At 75.3% G+C, this 15,740-nt stretch carries 10 protein-coding genes and 1 riboswitch; of the genes, 6 read left to right on the top strand and 4 right to left on the bottom strand.

From position 1 onward, the window contains the following. The first annotated feature begins 98 nt into the window (after nt 1–98). Complete coding sequence (locus ACFXOZ_RS03235) at nt 99–650, top strand: YceI family protein (RefSeq protein ID WP_380586928.1); 552 nt, start codon at nt 99–101, stop codon at nt 648–650. 99 nt (nt 651–749) lie between these two features. Here ACFXOZ_RS03235 and ACFXOZ_RS03230 read toward each other — a convergent pair whose 3' ends face one another. From ACFXOZ_RS03230 to fhuB, 4 genes are all read right to left on the bottom strand, one after another. Continuing rightward, on the bottom strand, nt 750–1,745 hold the full coding sequence (locus tag ACFXOZ_RS03230; protein WP_380523151.1) for a hypothetical protein: 996 nt from the start codon (nt 1,743–1,745) through the stop codon (nt 750–752). Nucleotides 1,746–1,937: 192 nt separating this feature from the next. Next, nucleotides 1,938–2,795 (bottom strand): MBL fold metallo-hydrolase, encoded by an 858-nt coding sequence (locus ACFXOZ_RS03225; protein WP_380586925.1) that lies wholly within the window; start codon nt 2,793–2,795, stop codon nt 1,938–1,940. 14 nt (nt 2,796–2,809) lie between these two features. Beyond that, a riboswitch (guanidine-III (ykkC-III) riboswitch) is annotated at nt 2,810–2,869 on the bottom strand. 16 nt (nt 2,870–2,885) lie between these two features. Further along, complete coding sequence (gene fes, locus ACFXOZ_RS03220; RefSeq protein ID WP_380586922.1) at nt 2,886–4,010, bottom strand: enterochelin esterase; 1,125 nt, start codon at nt 4,008–4,010, stop codon at nt 2,886–2,888. 17 nt (nt 4,011–4,027) lie between these two features. Then, entirely contained in the window at nt 4,028–6,187 is a 2,160-nt protein-coding gene (gene fhuB / locus ACFXOZ_RS03215) for a Fe(3+)-hydroxamate ABC transporter permease FhuB (protein WP_380586919.1), read from the bottom strand. Between the two features lie 105 nt (nt 6,188–6,292). Here fhuB and ACFXOZ_RS03210 point away from each other — a divergent pair, with 105 nt between their 5' ends. The 5 genes from ACFXOZ_RS03210 to ACFXOZ_RS03190 all read left to right on the top strand — a co-directional run bounded on the left by ACFXOZ_RS03210 (nt 6,293) and on the right by ACFXOZ_RS03190 (nt 15,739). After that, nucleotides 6,293–7,321: an ABC transporter substrate-binding protein gene (locus ACFXOZ_RS03210; RefSeq protein ID WP_380586916.1), complete on the top strand. Its 1,029-nt coding sequence runs from the start codon at nt 6,293–6,295 to the stop codon at nt 7,319–7,321. A 24-nt stretch (nt 7,322–7,345) separates the two neighbouring features. After that, complete coding sequence (locus ACFXOZ_RS03205) at nt 7,346–8,128, top strand: ABC transporter ATP-binding protein (RefSeq protein WP_380586913.1); 783 nt, start codon at nt 7,346–7,348, stop codon at nt 8,126–8,128. 344 nt (nt 8,129–8,472) lie between these two features. Beyond that, nucleotides 8,473–9,330, top strand: a complete 858-nt coding sequence (locus ACFXOZ_RS03200; protein ID WP_375891999.1) for a DUF4132 domain-containing protein — start codon at nt 8,473–8,475, stop codon at nt 9,328–9,330. Then, nucleotides 9,327–14,561: a hypothetical protein gene (locus ACFXOZ_RS03195; protein WP_380586910.1), complete on the top strand. Its 5,235-nt coding sequence runs from the start codon at nt 9,327–9,329 to the stop codon at nt 14,559–14,561. Before ACFXOZ_RS03200 ends, ACFXOZ_RS03195 begins: the two co-directional genes overlap by 4 nt. After that, a complete protein-coding gene (locus tag ACFXOZ_RS03190; RefSeq protein ID WP_380523159.1) occupies nt 14,558–15,739 on the top strand; it encodes an AAA family ATPase in 1,182 nt (393 codons plus the stop codon). Before ACFXOZ_RS03195 ends, ACFXOZ_RS03190 begins: the two co-directional genes overlap by 4 nt. The last annotated feature ends 1 nt before the right edge of the window (nt 15,740 follow it).

Here is a 15,740-nt window from a genome sequence, read left to right as displayed (position 1 = left end):
GGCACGGTGGTGCCGCGCGGCGGGCGGGGTGATACTGCATTGGGCTGACACCTTGCAGGCTGACGCCCGGACCCCGGGCCACCCCTTGGAGGTACCTGATGACCGTTTCGCTTCCCGAGCTCACCGGGGACTACGTCCTCGACCCCGCGCACTCCCGGATCGGCTTCGTCGCCCGGCACGCCATGGTGACCAAGGTGCGGGGCGCGTTCGGGCAGTTCGAGGGCACCGCGCACCTGGACGGTGCCGATCCGACGCGGTCGACCGGCCAGGTGGTGATCAAGGCCGAGAGCATCGACTCCGGAGTCGAGCAGCGCGACCAGCACCTGCGCACCAACGACTTCCTGGACGCCCCCAACTTCCCGGACATCACCTTCCGTTCGACCTCGGTCGAGGCCAAGTCCGACACCGACTACCGGGTCACCGGTGACCTCACCATCAAGGACACCACCCGCCCGGTGGCCATCGACTTCGAGTACACCGGCAACGCGGTGGACCCGTACGGCAACTTGCGGGTGGGCCTGGAGGGTTCGGTGACGATCAGCCGCAAGGAGTTCGGCGTGACCTGGAACGCGGCGCTGGAGGGCGGCGGCGTGCTGGTCGGCGACAAGGTGGTGCTGGAGTTCGACATCTCCGCGATCAAGCAGAGCTAGCGAGGCGGAGAGAGGCGAGGCGAGCCGGCGCTCCCTCCCGAACACCGTCCGGGAGGGAGCGCCGACTCAGTTCCGAGCCGGAGCCGCCGCGGCTTCGGCTCAGCCGAAGAGGGTGTCGTGGACGGTGGCCATCCGCGCCTGGGCGGGGTGCCTCTTGACCCAGTCCGTGATGTTGTTCACCGCGACGTCGGTGTCGGTCTCCTTGCGGTAGTCCGAGAGCCGGGATCCGGCGATCACGCCGTTGACCCCGATCTCGCCGAGCATCCGTGCCGCGCAGTCGGCACCGTCGGGTGAGGAGCCCATGGTCCAGGCGAAGACGCCGGCGATGTTCCCCGCCTCACGGTTGGCGACGCTGTCCCTGAGCCCCGTGACCTTGTCGCCGTTGGTCTTCATGCAGGTCCCGGTCAACGTGGCGAAGACCGCCGAACCGTCGGTGGCGAACCGGTGCCTGGCGGGGATTCCGCCGCCCTCCCTGGAGAAGGTGTCGCGCACCTGCGCGTAGGTGCCGGTCACGGCCGTCGACTCCAGGGGGTCCAGGTTCTGCTTGAGCGCGTTCCAGGCGGCGTCACTGCTCGACGAGTAGGGCACCTCGTACATCACCCTGATCCCGGCGGCCAGCAGTTTGTCGCGGACCAGGCCTCGCAGGGTGCTGATCTGGGCGGGCTGGTCGCCGTCGGTGGACGACTTGATGTCGACCCACACGGCCGCGAGGTTCTTGCCGCTGCGCCGGGCGTTGGCGAGTGCGTCGAATACCGCGCCGGTGCGTTTCCGCTTGATGTTGACCGGGTCGACGCTCTCCGACGCCGGGTTGCCGGGGTCGCAGGAGACCCACTGCCTGGTGCCGCCGCACGCGCCGGAGACGTTGAACGCGGCATCGACCTCGACGCCGTTGTAGCCGGCGGCGAGGGCGTTGTCGACCTGGTCGGCGGAGTTCAGGTTGTGGGCGAAGACGTAGATCGGGCGCGGGGGATGCGGGGCGGCCGGGGCCGAGGTCACGGGCATCGCGGTGAGGAGGACCGCGGTGATGCCGACCGTGGCGTGGCCACCACCCCGGAGGCGGCGCAGGCTGCGGGAGACCCGCTCGGATCGTGCCATGAGAGGACACTCCTTCCTGAGGGGTATACGTCCTGTTCATGTCAAGTTCGGGAGTGAACGGCTCCGCGGGATGTGCTCGGCGGGATGTGACGCAACTATGCCGAGCGGTCGTCAGGCGTGCAAGACCACCGATACGGGCCAGCCGTCAGCACCCGCGCCGGCCCACCTGGGCCGGCGTGACCGCCCGGCCCCTCAGTCGTTGGGGCAGAGGATCAGGTCGTCCAGCGCGTGCCGCCGCGGCCGGTCACCGAGTTCGGCGAGGGCGGCGCGGATGCGGTGCAGGTGGTCGACGGTGAGCTGGAGCGGGGGTTCGTCGGGCTGGTGGGTGGTGCGGATCGGGTAGTCGACGCCGGGTTCGCGGGTCATCTCGATGTGGCAGCCGAGGACGTACGTGACGGGCCGCTCCCGGGTGAACGCGATCAGGCGCTCGATGCTGCGGCCGAAGGCGGGCCAGTCGTCGATGTAGAGCCGGCCGGGGTAGACGGTGTCGCCGGTGAGCAGGAAGCCCGTCCACGGGTCGTAGTAGGTGACGGCGGCCGGGTGGTGGCCGGGGGTGGCCAGGCATTCCAGGACCCGCCCGCCGCCGAGGTCGACGCGGGCGGTGGCCTCCGGGTCGTGGTCGAAGCCGAAGTACGCCCAGGCGGTGGGCCGGTCGGCGCCGACCAGGGCGGTGTCCGGCCGGTCGCCGAACTGCCCGTCACCCGCGACGTGGTCGCCGTGCGGGTGGGTGTGCAGGACCAGCAGCGGGTATTGGTCGCGGGGGTTGCGGGTGAGCCACTGCGCGATCAGCCCGTCGACGGTCGCCCGGAGCGGGAAGTACGCGGGCTCGGCGGTCGCTCCGGTGTCGATGAGGACGGCCCGGTCCGCCCCGAAGAGCAGGAACAGGAACGGCGCCTCGTAGTGCACCGCCTTGTTCTGCCGCAGGATGACGGTGTTCTCGTCGTACGGGTGGACCTGGATCTCCGGGTCCGTGTCGTGCTTCGCGGACGGCGAGCCGTGGATCCACGGCACGTCCAGCGGACGGGCGATCGGTGCGTCGGCGGCGGTCATGACGACTCCCTGGGTGTGCGTCGTCTTGGCGGGCCGGGTACGGCGCACATCTCGTCCGGGGCGGGCGCCGTCGCGCTGCCGTCGGCGACGCTAGCACGGGTCGTTCGCCGACGCCCGGCTCAGCAGGTGCGCCAGTCCGTCGGCGAGGCCGCCGCGCCAGCAGGCGTAGTCGTGGCCGCCGTTGAACTCCTGGTAGTGGAGGTCGTAGCCGCGTGCCGTGAGCACGTCGCGCAGGTGGCGGTTCTGGGTGAGGAGCATCCACTCCTGGAGGCCGACCTCGATCCAGAACCGGGCGTCCCGGTGGGGTTCGGCGGCGAAGCGGCGGGTGAGCCACTCGCTGCCGGCGTCGAACTCGGTCTCGTCGGGCCACCAGAAGGAGCCGGACTGGGAGAGGGCGTTGCCGAAGCGGTCCGGGCGCCGGAAGGCGGCGTAGGCGGCGGTGAGGCCGCCGGCGCTCTGGCCGGCGATGACGGTCCGGCGCGGGTCGTCGGTGGCGTCGAACTCCGCTGCGGCCCAGGGCAGGAGGCGGTCGGCGAGGAGGTCGACGAAGGCCGGGTTGCAGCTCAGGTCGTCGGGGCGGCCGGGGCCCATGGTGTGCACCAGGAGGGCGACGGTGGGCGGGATCGCGCCGTCGGCGGTCAGGTTGTCGAGGGTGTCGCCGACGGAGAGCACCTCGCCCCACATCTCGCCGTCGAGCAGTACCGCGACCGGGTACGGGCCGAGGCCGGGTCCGTACCCGGCGGGGAGGTGGACGTCGACCCGCCGCCCGGCCACCGTACGGGGGAGCGTGCGCCCGCGCGGCACGTCCTCGCGCCGCCGGGCGTAGGGCTGGGCGGGGGCCTGCGGCAGGCTGAGCACGGAGGCGGGGTGGCGGCCGTCGCGGGCGGGCAGGCGGGGTTCGGTGTCGTGGGGGTCGGGGCGGGCGTGGTCGAGGACGTGCAGCCAGTCGGCGCGGGTGGTGCCGGGGGGAGCGCCGTGGAAGGGGTGCAGCTGGTAGGAGGCGCGGTGGTCGGCGCGCAGCCGGTAGGTGATCTCCCAGCGGCCGCCCCGGCGTTCCATCAGGTGGGGGGTCAGGTCGCCGGCGTGCCGGTCCTTGTCGGTGACGGTGTGGACGAGGGCGAGCACGCCGTCGCAGTCCTGTTCGGTGGAGATGAAGGTGACCAGCCGGTACGCGGCGTCGTCCGGGTCGGGTGCGATCAGCGGGAAGGCGTTCAACGTCTGTCTCTCCAGGATCAGTTGGTACGGCGCCCGAGCAGCACCCAGAGCAGGAAGGGGCCGCCGAGCACGGTGGTGACGATGCCGACGGGGATCTCCACCCCGCCGATCAGCACCCGTCCGAGGGTGTCGGCGAGCACGACGAGCAGGGCGCCGGTGAGCGCGGAGCCGAGCACCGGCACCCGGGTCGGTCCGGCGAGCCGGGCGGCGAGTACGGGTGCGGCGAGGGCGACGAAGCCGACCGGCCCGCAGATCCCGACGGCGAGCCCGGCGAGGGCGACGGCGAGCAGCAGGCAGGCGAGCCGGACCCTCCCGGGGTCGACGCCCAGCGAGGCGGCCACGCTGTCGTCGAAGCGCAGCACCGCCAGCCGTCGGGCCACCACCAGGGCGGTCGGCACCAGGACGGCGAGTCCGAGGAGCGCGGGCGTGGCGATGGCGTAGTCCCGGCCGTTGAGGCTGCCGGAGGTCCAGACGTACAGCGAGCCGGCGGAGTTGAGCGAGCGCCGGGCGAGGGCGACCTGGATGACGGCCGAGGCGAGCGCCGACATGGCGAGTCCGACGACCAGCACCCGGTAGCCGCGGGCGCCGAGCCCGCCGGAGACGAGGGTGACGACCAGGACGGCGGCCAGCGCGCCGAGCGGTCCGGCCCACCAGGCGCCGAAGGTGCCGGAGGCGGTGGCGGAGATCAGTACGGCGGCGGTGGCGCCGTCGTTGACGCCGAGGAGTTCGGGGGTGGCGAGCCGGTTGCGGGCCAGGGTCTGGGTGAGGCAGCCGGCGAGTCCGAGGGCGGCTCCGGCGGCGAGTCCGGCGACGATCCGGCCGAGGCGGAACTTCTGCACCAGCAGGACGTCCAGCCGCTCGCCGTAGCCGAACACGGCCTGGAAGGTCTTGCCGAGGCCGAGTTCGCTCTGTCCGGCGTGCGCGGAGACGACCACGACGGCGAGCAGGGCGGTGGCGAGGCCGAGTCCGGCGAGCAGCGGCCGGCGCGGCACCAGCAGGGACCAGGCGCCGTACCGCAGGGCCGGGTCCGGCCGCGCCGGGCGCGGTTCGGCGCGCTGGACGGGCGGGGCCTCGGCGGCGGGGTCGCCGATCGCCAGGGCGGCGGAGCGGCGGGAGCGGACGATGGCGATCAGCGCGGGGGCGCCGACCAGGGCGACGATCACCGAGACCGGCGCCTCGAAGGGCCGGGCGACCACCCGGGCGAGCACGTCCGCGCCGGTGAGCACGGCGGCGCCGAACAGCCCGGCGAACAGGGTGAGTCGGCCGATCCGGGGCCCCGCGAGGGCGCGGGCCAGGAAGCCGGCGAGCAGGCCGAGGAAGGAGATCGGCCCGGCCAGGGCGACGGCCGAGGCGGTGAGCAGGGTGACGGCGGCGGCGACGGCGGCGCGGGTGGCGCCGGGGCGGTGGCCGAGGCCGCGGGCGAGGTCGTCGCCGAGGGCGAGGGCGGTGAGCGGCCGGGTGGTGAGCAGGGCGAGCAGGAAGCCGGCGCCGAGGACGGGGGCGAGTTGGCCCAGGGTCGTCCAGCCTTCCACCCCGGCCAGCGAGCCGAGCACCCAGACCCGGTAACGGTCGTACGCTTCGGGTGAGTTGACGATGAGCACGCCGGTGATGCCGCCGAAGGTCGCGCCGACGGCGGAGCCGCCGAGGACCAGCCGCATGGGGGAGCCGCCGCCCCGGCTGCCGGCGATCAGCAGGACCAGGGTGCTGGCGAGGACGGCGCCGCCGAAGGCGAAGGCGAGGTACCCGTAGGAGGTCTGCACGCCGAGCACGGCGATGCCGAGGACGACGCCGAGCGAGGCGCCCGCGTTGACGCCGAGCAGGCCGGTCTCGGCCAGCGGGTTGCGGGTGACCGACTGGAGCTGGGCGCCGGCGACGCCGAGGGCGGCGCCGACCAGCAGCGCCGTCAGGGTGCGGGGCAGCCGCAACTCGCCGACGACGAGGGCGAGTCGGCTGTCGGCGCGGGCGCCGTCGCGGTCGAGCAGGTAGTCCAGGACCCGTCCCGGCCCGACCTCGCCGGCGCCGACCGAGAGCGAGAGCGCGGTGAGCGCGAGCAGCACCGCGACCGCCCCGGCGGCGACCGGCCAGGCGCTGTCCCGGAGGGGGCGGGCCGGTGGGGGAGGGGCGCCGGGCGCGGTGACGGCGGGCGCTTCGGGGGCGCCCACTTGCGACGATGTCATAAGGTAAGGCTAACCTAATGGCCGGAGCGTCCCGCCGGCACCGCCGTCGTGCCGGGCTGCCCGGACGCCCCCAACTCCCGTACCACCCCCGCCCCGGAGGCACCCATGCCGTACGCCCAGAGCCCGCTCCACCCCGTCCGCCGCCGCGCGGCCCAGGCGCTGGCCGTCACCGGGGCGGCCGCCCTCCTGCTCACCGGGTGCGGCTCCTCCGGGTCCTCGTCCACGTCCGTGGACCCCTCCAACTCCGCGTCCGCCGCCCCGGGCAGCGCGGCGGACGCGGCCGACGGCGGCAAGCGCACCGTCAAGGACGCCACCGGCAAGGCCGTCGAGGTCCCCGCCGAGCCCAAGCGGATCGTCACCCTCACCCAGGAGGACCTCGACGCGGTGCTCGCCCTCGGCCTCAAGCCGGCCGGCATCACCAACGGCCAGGGGCTCAACGAGCCGCCCGCGTACCTCAAGGACAAGGTCCAGGGCGTGCCGGTGGTCGGCAACCTGCTCCAGCCGGTGATGGACAAGGTGATCGCCGCCAAGCCCGACCTCATCCTGGCCGGGGACATGCAGGACGAGCAGGTGCTCAAGCAGCTGCGCGAGATCACCCCCGCCACCCTGGTCACCATGGCGCCCACCGACGACTGGAAGCTCGCCTTCCGGGGCATCGGCAACGCCGTCAACAAGCTCGACCAGGCCACCAAGGTGATCGACGACTACCAGGCCAAGGCCACCAAGGCCGGTGCCGACCTCGGCAAGAACAAGGGCGCCGCCGTCTCCATCGTCCGCTGGAACCCCACCGGCCCCAGCTGGATGGAGAAGAAGCAGTTCGCGAGCGGCGTCGCCCTCGACATGGGCCTCACCCGCCCGGCCGCCCAGGACAAGGACGGCAACGCCCACAGCCCGGCGCTCAGCCTGGAGAAGCTCGCCGAGATCGACGGCGACTGGCTGTTCCTGTCCACCCTCACCGACGACGGCAAGGCCGCCCTCAAGGACGTCCAGTCCAAGCCCGCCTACCAGCAGTTGAACGCGGTGAAGAACAACCACGCCGTCACCGTGGACGGTTCGGTCTGGTCCACCCGGGGCGGCCCGCTGGCGGCCGACGTCGTCATCGGCGACCTCGGCAAGGCCCTGTCCGGTTCCTGAGCGCGCGGAACCGGGGGCTGAGAGATGGAGTTGACGATCCAGGGCGTCACCGCCGGGTACCGCCCCGGCCGCCCGGTGCTCGGCGGCATCGACCTCACCGTGCCCGCCGGGCAGGTGGTGGCGGTGGTCGGCCCGAACGGCTGCGGCAAGTCCACCCTGCTGCGGGCGGTGGCCCGGCTGCACAGGCCGGACGGCGGGCGGATCCTGGTCGGCGGCGAGGACATCTGGCGGTTGAGCCCGCGCCGGGCCGCCCACCGGGTCGCGCTGCTCCCGCAGAGCCCGCAGGCCCCCGAGGCGGTCACCGTGACCGGCCTGGTCCGCTACGGGCGCCACCCGCACCAGGGACTGTTCCGCCAGTGGTCGGCCGACGACGAGCGGCTCACCGCCGAGGCCCTGCGCGCCACCGGCGTCGACGCCCTCGCCGACCGCCGCCTCGACCAGCTCTCCGGCGGCCAGCGGCAGCGCTGCTGGCTCGCCATGGTGCTCGCCCAGGACGCCCCGGTGGTGCTGCTGGACGAGCCGACCAGCGCGCTCGACCTCGGCCACGCGGTGGAGGTGCTGGAACTGGTCCGTACGGTCGCGGCCGGCGGGCGCACGGTGGTGATGGTGCTGCACGACCTCGCGGCCGCTGCCCGCTACGCCGACCTGCTGGTCGCCCTGCGGGACGGCGCGGTGGTGGCCTGCGGGCCGCCCCGGGAGGTGGTGGACGCGCCGCTGGTGCGGGCGCTGTACGACATCGACAGCCACGTCCTGGCGGCCCCGGACGACGGCGCCCCGGTCATCGTCCCGCGGGCGCCGACGGGCTGAGGGGCCGGTCGGCCGTGAAGGCGGCGCCACCCGGACGGGGTGGGGCCGCCATCACGCGGGCGCAGGGCCCCCGGCACTGCGCCCCGGGGGCCCCGCGGGGGGGGGGGGCGGGGCGCCCGTTCCGGGGCCCCCCCCCGGCGGGGGGGGCGCCGCCTTCACGCGTCCGCAGGGCCGCGGATCGGTCCTGCGTACCCGATCGACCACCCGTTCGAGTGGTTTCAACTCGTCCGCTCCCCGGCCGCCTCCCCCCGCCCGTCGCGTTGTCAGTGACCCTCGCTACGTTCCTCGCATCGCTGGTCAGCGGGGCGATCCGAACGACGTTCCCCGGTGGGAGGAGTACGGCTGTGGCATGGGTGGAAACGGGCGCGGGAGGGTACCGCGTCACGCTCGACGGAGAGGGCCGGGTGGTGTGCCGCAACGCGGCGGGCCGCCCCCTCAAGTCCGTCCCGTCGAAGCTCGGTGACGACCCGGTGGTCGCCCAGCTCAAGCAACTCGCCGAATGGCTCGCCGCGCACGAGCGGCGCTGCCAGGAGGACGTCGAGCGGTGGATGGTGCGCTCGCTGCCGGTCCCCGCCGCCGTGCTCGCCGCCGTCTGGCCCGACGAGGCCTGGCAGTCCGTCCTGCGGGACGTCGTGGTCACCGGCGCGGACGGCGCCGTGGCCGGCTTCCTGCGCGACGCCGACGCCGAGCGCGGCCTCGGCCTGGTCGACCTCGACGGCGACACCGTGCGCCTGACCGACGGCCAGGTGCTGATACCCCACCCGGTGCTCCTCCCGGACCTCGACGACCTGCGCGAGTTCGCCGTCGAGCTCGGCGTCTCCCAGCGCGTCCAGCAGCTCTACCGCGAGGTCTGGCACCGCCCCGAGGAGCCGGCCGCGGGCACCGAGGTCCACACCTACGCCGGCGGCCGCTACCGCGAACTGCGCGAGCTGGTCGGGCGCTGCACCCGGCTCGGCTGCCGGGTCCGCGGCGGCTCCGCCGTCCAGCCGATCACCGAGGGCGGCCGCACCGTCGAGGCCCGGGTCTGGGTCGGCGACTACTACGAGTACGACGCCTGCGAGACGGGCGCGCTCAGCTGGGCCGGCCCCGACGGCCGGTCCCTGCCGCTCGCCGAGGTCGGGCCGGTCGCCTGGTCCGAGGGCATGAGGATGGCCGCCGCGCTCCACGCGGGCCGCACGATCGAAGGGGAGGACGCCGCATGACCACCGGCCCGATGACCACCACCGTCCCGCAGCAGCGCGCCGCGGAGCCCGAGGCACTGCTCGACGCCGGCGCCGTCCTGCCGCCCGGCACCCTGGCCGACGCCGGCCGCCCCGACAGTGCCGCCGACGTGCTGACCGCGCGCGGCTACACCCACCCCGCGCTGGACGGCCGCCGGATCGTCCGGCTGGTCCCCGGCGCGCTCGGCCCCGCCGAGGACCTCGCCCTGGACTTCCTCGGCCTCGCCCCCGAGGGCGCGCCCGCCGAGGTCGGCCAGGTCCGCCAGGAGGCGCTCGGCTTCCCGGCCTGGGCACTCGTCCACGACCCGGCCAACGGGCACCACGCGCTCGCCCTGGTCAAGGAGCTGGAGCGGCTGGCCCGCCAGGCCCGGTCCAAGCCCGGCGCCGCCAAGGACGGCTTCGACGAACTCGCCACCCGGCTCGGCCGCGCCGTCCCGCACTTCCTGCCCACCTTCTGCGAGGAGGTCGGCCGGATCTTCCTCACCCACGGCAACCAGACCTACGCCGCCGCCTGGTTCGGCAAGGCCCGCGAGGCCGAGCGCACCCACAACCTGGCCGTCGACGAGGAGCGGCTGCGCGCCGTCTTCCTGGAGTTCGCCCTGGCCGGCGCGCTCACCGTCAAGTCCCTGCGCCAGTACGTCAAGGAGCTCGCCCGGCGGCTCGACCCGCAGACCGCCTGGCTGCGCTTCCGCCAGCTGTGCACCGAGCGCTCCGCGGCCGGCATGGCCCCGTACGCCGGGGTCGCCGAGGACGCCCGCGCGCTGATCCGGGCCGCCGGGCTGGACCGCGCCGCGCACGAACGGGCGCTGCTCGCCGAGCTGCTGGAGTCCCCCGCGGTCAACCGGGCGCCCGCCGCGTTCTGGAAGTCCTGGCACGGCGCCCTGGTCGAGCTCGGCAGCGACGACGCCGCGGTCCGCACCCGGCTGCTGGAACTGCTGCCCGACCCGGCCGCCGGCGGCACCGACGCCGCCGCCCAGGACTCCGCCTGGCTGGCCGTCCTCGCCGCCACCGGCGCCGAGGACCTGCTCACCGGCCCGCGCGCCGAGGGCGCCGAGCCCGCCGCGCAGTGGCTCCAGCGCTGGTGCAACCACCTCGGCCGCGGCTGGCGCAACCGGCCCGGCTGCCCGGCCACCCTCGCGCTGGCCGGCCGGATGGTCGAGCGGCTGCGCGCCGACGCCGTCCCGGTCGACCTCTTCACCGGCATCAGCGGCAGCCTCACCCGGCTCGACCTGCTGGAGCTCCTGCTGGCCGAGGGCGTCCCGGTGGCCGACCCGCCGGCCGGCCTGGGCTTCGACCTGCGCGAGTGGGTCACCCAGAGCCGCCCGGCCGCCGCCGACGCTCCGACCGACGCTCCGACCGGCGCTCCGAGCGCCGCGACCGACGGGGCCAGGACCATCGGCGGCTCGCTCGCCGCCGTCGCCGCCGACGCACGCTTCCGGCCGCTGCTGCGCCGCTCCGCCCCCGGCGCCTGGGCGCAGGCCGTCGAACACCGCTGTGCCGCGCTCCCCCTGCTGAACGAGCTGTTCCGGGAGTGGGCCGAGGAGCGCGCCGAGGAACTCACCGCCGTCCGCGGCCTGGCCGGCGCCGTCGACCTGGTCCGCTCGCTGACCCCGCACCGCACCGCCATCCGCACGGTCGCCCCGGCCGCCGCCGAGAAGATCGCCGCGCTCGACGTCGCCGGGCTGCTCGCCGGCGCCCTCGCCGCCGGGATCCTGGACGAACTCGGCTGGCCCGCCCTGGAGGAGGCGCTCGCCCGGCTCGCCGACCCGCCCGCCGCCGACGCCCTCCCGGACACCGCCCCCGGACACCGCCCCCGCGGCCTGAACGACCTGACCGTCGAGGACGCCTGGCCGTACCTCGTCCTCGCCCGCCACGACCGGGCCCTCGTGGTCGGCCCGGACGCCATCCTGCTGGAGCACACCCTGCGGGTGCCCCCGCTGCCGGGCGTGCGCAACCGGCCCCGGCTGCGCCTGGTCGACGGCGAGCTCCTCGTCGTCTGGTACGAGGGCAACGAGCAGAAGGCCTACTGGTCCGGCCGCCCGGACCAGACCTTCGAACTGACCGGCCGCACCATCGCCGGCTACTACTACGGCGAACGCCACCCGGACGACACCTCCCTCCCGCTGCCCGGCGGCGGCCGCACCACCGGCGCCCGCCCGCTGCACCCCGGCGACACCCGGCTGCCCGAGGAGCACCCCGTCCTCGGCGACGGCACCGGGTACTGGACGCTGCGCCACGCCCCGGACGGCACCCCCGTCCTGCGCGAACTCGACCCGGCCACCGGCACCCTGGGCCGGGCCGCCGAACCGCCGGTGATCGCCGCCACCGCAGCGGCCGGCCGGCTCGTCACCGGCAGCACCGGCCTGCTGCCGCTGCAGCCCGGCCTGGAGGGCACCCCGCTGGGCACCGACGGCACCGTGCTCGGCAGCTGGGTCCGGCACGACCCCGGGCGCGCCGTCACCACCTTCACCGCCGACGGGCAGCGCATCGTCCTGCCGCTGAACGAGCGCACCGACACCCACATCCTCCCGGTCGGCCGGCTCGCCCTGCCCGGTGCGCGGGGCCCGGTGGTCAGCCGCACCGGCGAGTTCCTCGACCTCGGCCTGCCCGACCTGGCCGAGCGCTCCGACCGCACCGCCGACCTGCGCTCCTGCCGGTCGGGCGAACTCTCCGCCGCCGGTACCGCCCTGGTCCCGCCGTACGACCACTGGCACGCCCTGAGGCCCCGTGACGAGGCCGGTTCCCGGGTGCTGCGCGCCCTGACCGCCGAACAGGCCGCCCGGCTGGTGGACCTCGCCTGGCCGGTCGACGCCGAGCCCGTCCCCGCGGACGAGCAGCGCTGGATCACCGTCCAGGGCGTACGGCGCCCGCTCGCCCAGCGCGGCGAGGCCCGCAACAGCCTGCCGGTCGAGGCGGTCGGCGCCGCCCTGCCCGCGATCACCCACCCGCTGCTGCTGGCCGGCGTCGCCGGGTTCGCCCGCACCGCCGCCGACCTGCTCGACCGGATCGCCCGGTTCCTCCCGCAGCCGGAGGCCGAGCGGCCCAGCAAGGCCGAGGCCGCCGAGTGGCGCCCCGAGCACGGCCGCGACCACCAGCTGCGCGACGCCGTCAGCGCCGTCCTGCCCGGAACCCCGGGCCTGGGCAACAACTGGGGCGACTCCGAGCAGTACTGGGTGCTCAACAACCTGCGCGCCGTCACCGCCGCGTTCACGGCCTCGACCGCCTCGACCGCCTCGACCGCCTCGACCGCCCCGACCGCCCCGACCGCTGAGGCTGCCGCGGCCGCTGCGGCCGTCCCGACCGCCGTGGAGGGCGAGGGCTGGACCGCCCAGGGCACCGTCACCCTGCGCGGTGGCGAGGCCCACCACGGCTGGCGCAACCTGCTCGGCCGGGTGGACGTCCTCGCCCACGCCATCGCCGACCCGCTCACCCCGCCGGCGCACCGCTCCACCCTGGTCCTGCTGCTCGGCGAGCTCACCAAGGGCCCGCTCGCCGACCGCGGCGCCACCCTGCGCGAGGTCGTCCTCGGCGAGACGGACGAGCGCGCCAAGGGCCGCCGGCCGGAGGCCTACCGCCAGGGCGAGGTGTTCCGCCGCGGCGACCGCACCGTGGTGATCCTCGACTACCGCCACCAGCAGGAGGACGGAACGGCGCACTGGCGGGCCGTCGACCACGACCCGAGCGGAGAGTTCGGTCCCGTCGCCCACTTCACCACCCTGGAGGAGCGCCGCACCGAGGAGCGGGTGAACACCGCCTGGACCGAGAAGTTCCGGCGGGTCGCCGCCCTGCGCGGCAGCGTCCCCTGGCAGAGCGAGCACGCCGCCGCCTTCGCCGAGCTCACCGGCATCGGCACCGCCCGCGCCACCCTGCTGCTCTGCCCGCCCCCCGGCCTCCTGAACTGGGGCAACGTCGAGGTGCCCGCCGAACACGGCCTCAAGACCGCCGAGGTCAGGGCCGCCCAGGCCTGGCTGCGCAACCACGACCACCACGCGATCGCCGACGTCTGGGGCGCCCTGCTGCCCCTCGACGACCCGAAGCGGCTGTGGACGGAGGGCCCCGACACCGCCGCCGCGGCCGAGGCCTGGATCCGGCACTTCGGACGCCTCGTCACCCTCCCCGAGGACGCCCTGGCCGGCGTCCAGGGCGTGCCCATCGGCACGATCGAGGAACTGCTCAACCCCGGCCGCACGCCCTGGCTCACCCGCACCACCGCCTACCGGCTGACCACCGGCAGCCGGGCCGCGCTCCAGCTGGAGCCCGCGGACGCCACCGCCGCCCCCGGCCCCGGCACCCTCCCGGGGGCGATCGACGCCCTGCGCTGGCTCGGCTACCACCTGCCCGCCGACAGCCCGCTGCGCCCGCTGCTGCCCACGGCCGCCGCCGCGCTGCGCACCCGGCTCGCCGACCCCGAACTGCTGCTCGGATTCGGCCTGGTCAGCACCACCCAGGGCACCTCGGTGTCGACCGTCCTGCGCGCACACTTCGGCCGGCCCGCCGAGGGCGGAGCCGACCCGGACGGCCTGGTCCGCTGCGGTCCGGCCGTCGTCCTCAGCCCCTACCGCACCGAGTACGAGCAGATCTGGCTGCGCCCCGCTGGCCTCACCGGCCCGGACGACCCGCTGATCGACCTGCTCATCGGGCTGACCGACGGCTACTGGTCCGGCTCCGACCTGGCCGCCGTCCGGTCGATCCTGGGCGGCGAACCGGAACGCCTGGCCGCGGGCGCCCCAGCCGTGCCGGCCGCCGACGAGGGCCCGGCCTGGCTGCAGAACCCGCAGCTCAGCGCCCCCGAGCTGGTCGCCGAGGCGGCCCGTACCCACGGCCTGGGCGAGGACGCGGCCGCGCTCTACCTCCAGCTGCTCGCCCTGCCCGACCCGACGGACCGCAACGCCGCCCGCTGGACGGGCTGGAAGCCCGCCCGGCTCAAGCGCGCCCGCGCCGAACTCGCCGCCGGCGCACTGGTGCTGGAGGCCAAGCGGGCCCGGGCCGGCCGCAGCCTCTTCCTGCCCGGCGGCTGGCAGGAGGCCAAGGCCCCCGCCCTGCCGGTGGAGACCTGGAAGGCGGGTCTGTACCAACTGTCCACCCACCGGCCGGTGCTGCCGCACCTGCCCGTGCCCGAACTGTTCGCCCGCGCCTGGCAGCGCACCCTCGACGGCGACACCCCCGGCTACGAAGAGCTCCGGACCAGCAAGCGCAGGAAGGCCCGCCGATGAGCGCCACCGACACCACCGCCACCGGGACCACCGCCACCGGGACCACCGCCACCGACTCCCCGGTACGGCAGATCGTCCCGCCCGAGGAGAAGCACGCCGCCGAACTGGAGTTCCTCGCCGCCCACGACAGCGGCCCGCGCCCGCCCGGCTGGCGCCTCACCCCGCGCGCCGTGGTCACCTTCGTCATGGGCAGCGGCGGCGAGAAGCTCAAGGCCGGACGCCGCAGCCTGGCCGTCGAGCCCAAGTTCGTCGGCGAGCGCGCCCTGGTCGAACGCTGCGTCGTCACCCTCGCCGGGGAGCGCGGCCTGCTCCTCGTCGGCGAACCCGGCACCGCCAAGTCGATGCTCTCCGAACTGCTCGCCGCGGCCGTCTGCGGGACCAGCGCGCTCACCGTCCAGGGCACCGCCGGCACCACCGAGGACCAGCTCAAGTACGGCTGGAACTACGCCCTGCTGCTCGCCAAGGGCCCCAGCCGCGAAGCCCTCGTCCCCTCCCCGGTGCTCACCGCGATGACCACCGGGGCCGTCGCCCGGGTCGAGGAGGTCACCCGCTGCCTGCCCGAGGTACAGGACGCCCTCGTCTCCCTGCTCTCCGAACGGCGCATCGCCGTACCCGAGTTGGCCGGCACCCCGGACGGCCAGCTGCACGCCGCGGCCGGCTTCACCCTGATCGCCACCGCCAACCTGCGGGACAAGGGCGTCAGCGAGATGTCCGCCGCCCTCAAGCGGCGGTTCAACTTCGAGACGGTCGGCCCGATCGGCAGCCTGGCCGCCGAGGTCGAGCTGGTCCGCCGCCAGTCCACCGTCGCCGTCGCCCGGGCCGGCGCCGGCTACGCCGTGGACGACGCCGTCCTGGAGGCCCTGGTCACCGCCTTCCGCGACCTGCGCACCGGCCGCTCCACCGAGGGCTGGGAGGTCGAACGCCCCTCCACGGTGATGAGCACCGCCGAAGCCGTCTCCGTCGCCACCGCACTCGGCGTCACCGCCGCCTACCTGCCGGACGGCGGCGACCTCCTCGGCCGGCTCCCCGGCCAACTCCTCGGCGTGGTCCGCAAGGACGACCCGGCGGACGCGGCCCGGCTGCTCGGCTACTGGGACGGCCCGGTCCGCCGCCGGGCCGAACAGGGCGCCGCCACCTGGCGCACCCTGTGGGACCTCCGCCCGGCGCTGGAGGCCTGAC

This window comes from Kitasatospora sp. NPDC059160 (assembly GCF_042755465.1).
In the GTDB taxonomy this organism is placed as follows: Bacteria; Actinomycetota; Actinomycetes; order Streptomycetales; family Streptomycetaceae; genus Kitasatospora.
Note: the sequence above shows the minus strand (reverse complement) of the source record. Positions and strands in the feature narration are given on the sequence as shown.

Excerpts from the sequence above, each read along its gene's own strand:
- fhuB (WP_380586919.1), bottom strand. The coding sequence starts at position 6,187 with ATGACATCGTCGCAAGTGGGCGCCCCCGAAGCGCCCGCCGTCACCGCG.
- ACFXOZ_RS03190 (WP_380523159.1), top strand. The coding sequence starts at position 14,558 with ATGAGCGCCACCGACACCACCGCCACCGGGACCACCGCCACCGGGACC.
- ACFXOZ_RS03210 (WP_380586916.1), top strand. The coding sequence starts at position 6,293 with ATGCCGTACGCCCAGAGCCCGCTCCACCCCGTCCGCCGCCGCGCGGCC.
- ACFXOZ_RS03225 (WP_380586925.1), bottom strand. The coding sequence starts at position 2,795 with ATGACCGCCGCCGACGCACCGATCGCCCGTCCGCTGGACGTGCCGTGG.
- ACFXOZ_RS03230 (WP_380523151.1), bottom strand. The coding sequence starts at position 1,745 with ATGGCACGATCCGAGCGGGTCTCCCGCAGCCTGCGCCGCCTCCGGGGT.
- ACFXOZ_RS03205 (WP_380586913.1), top strand. The coding sequence starts at position 7,346 with ATGGAGTTGACGATCCAGGGCGTCACCGCCGGGTACCGCCCCGGCCGC.
- ACFXOZ_RS03235 (WP_380586928.1), top strand. The coding sequence starts at position 99 with ATGACCGTTTCGCTTCCCGAGCTCACCGGGGACTACGTCCTCGACCCC.
- ACFXOZ_RS03195 (WP_380586910.1), top strand. The coding sequence starts at position 9,327 with ATGACCACCGGCCCGATGACCACCACCGTCCCGCAGCAGCGCGCCGCG.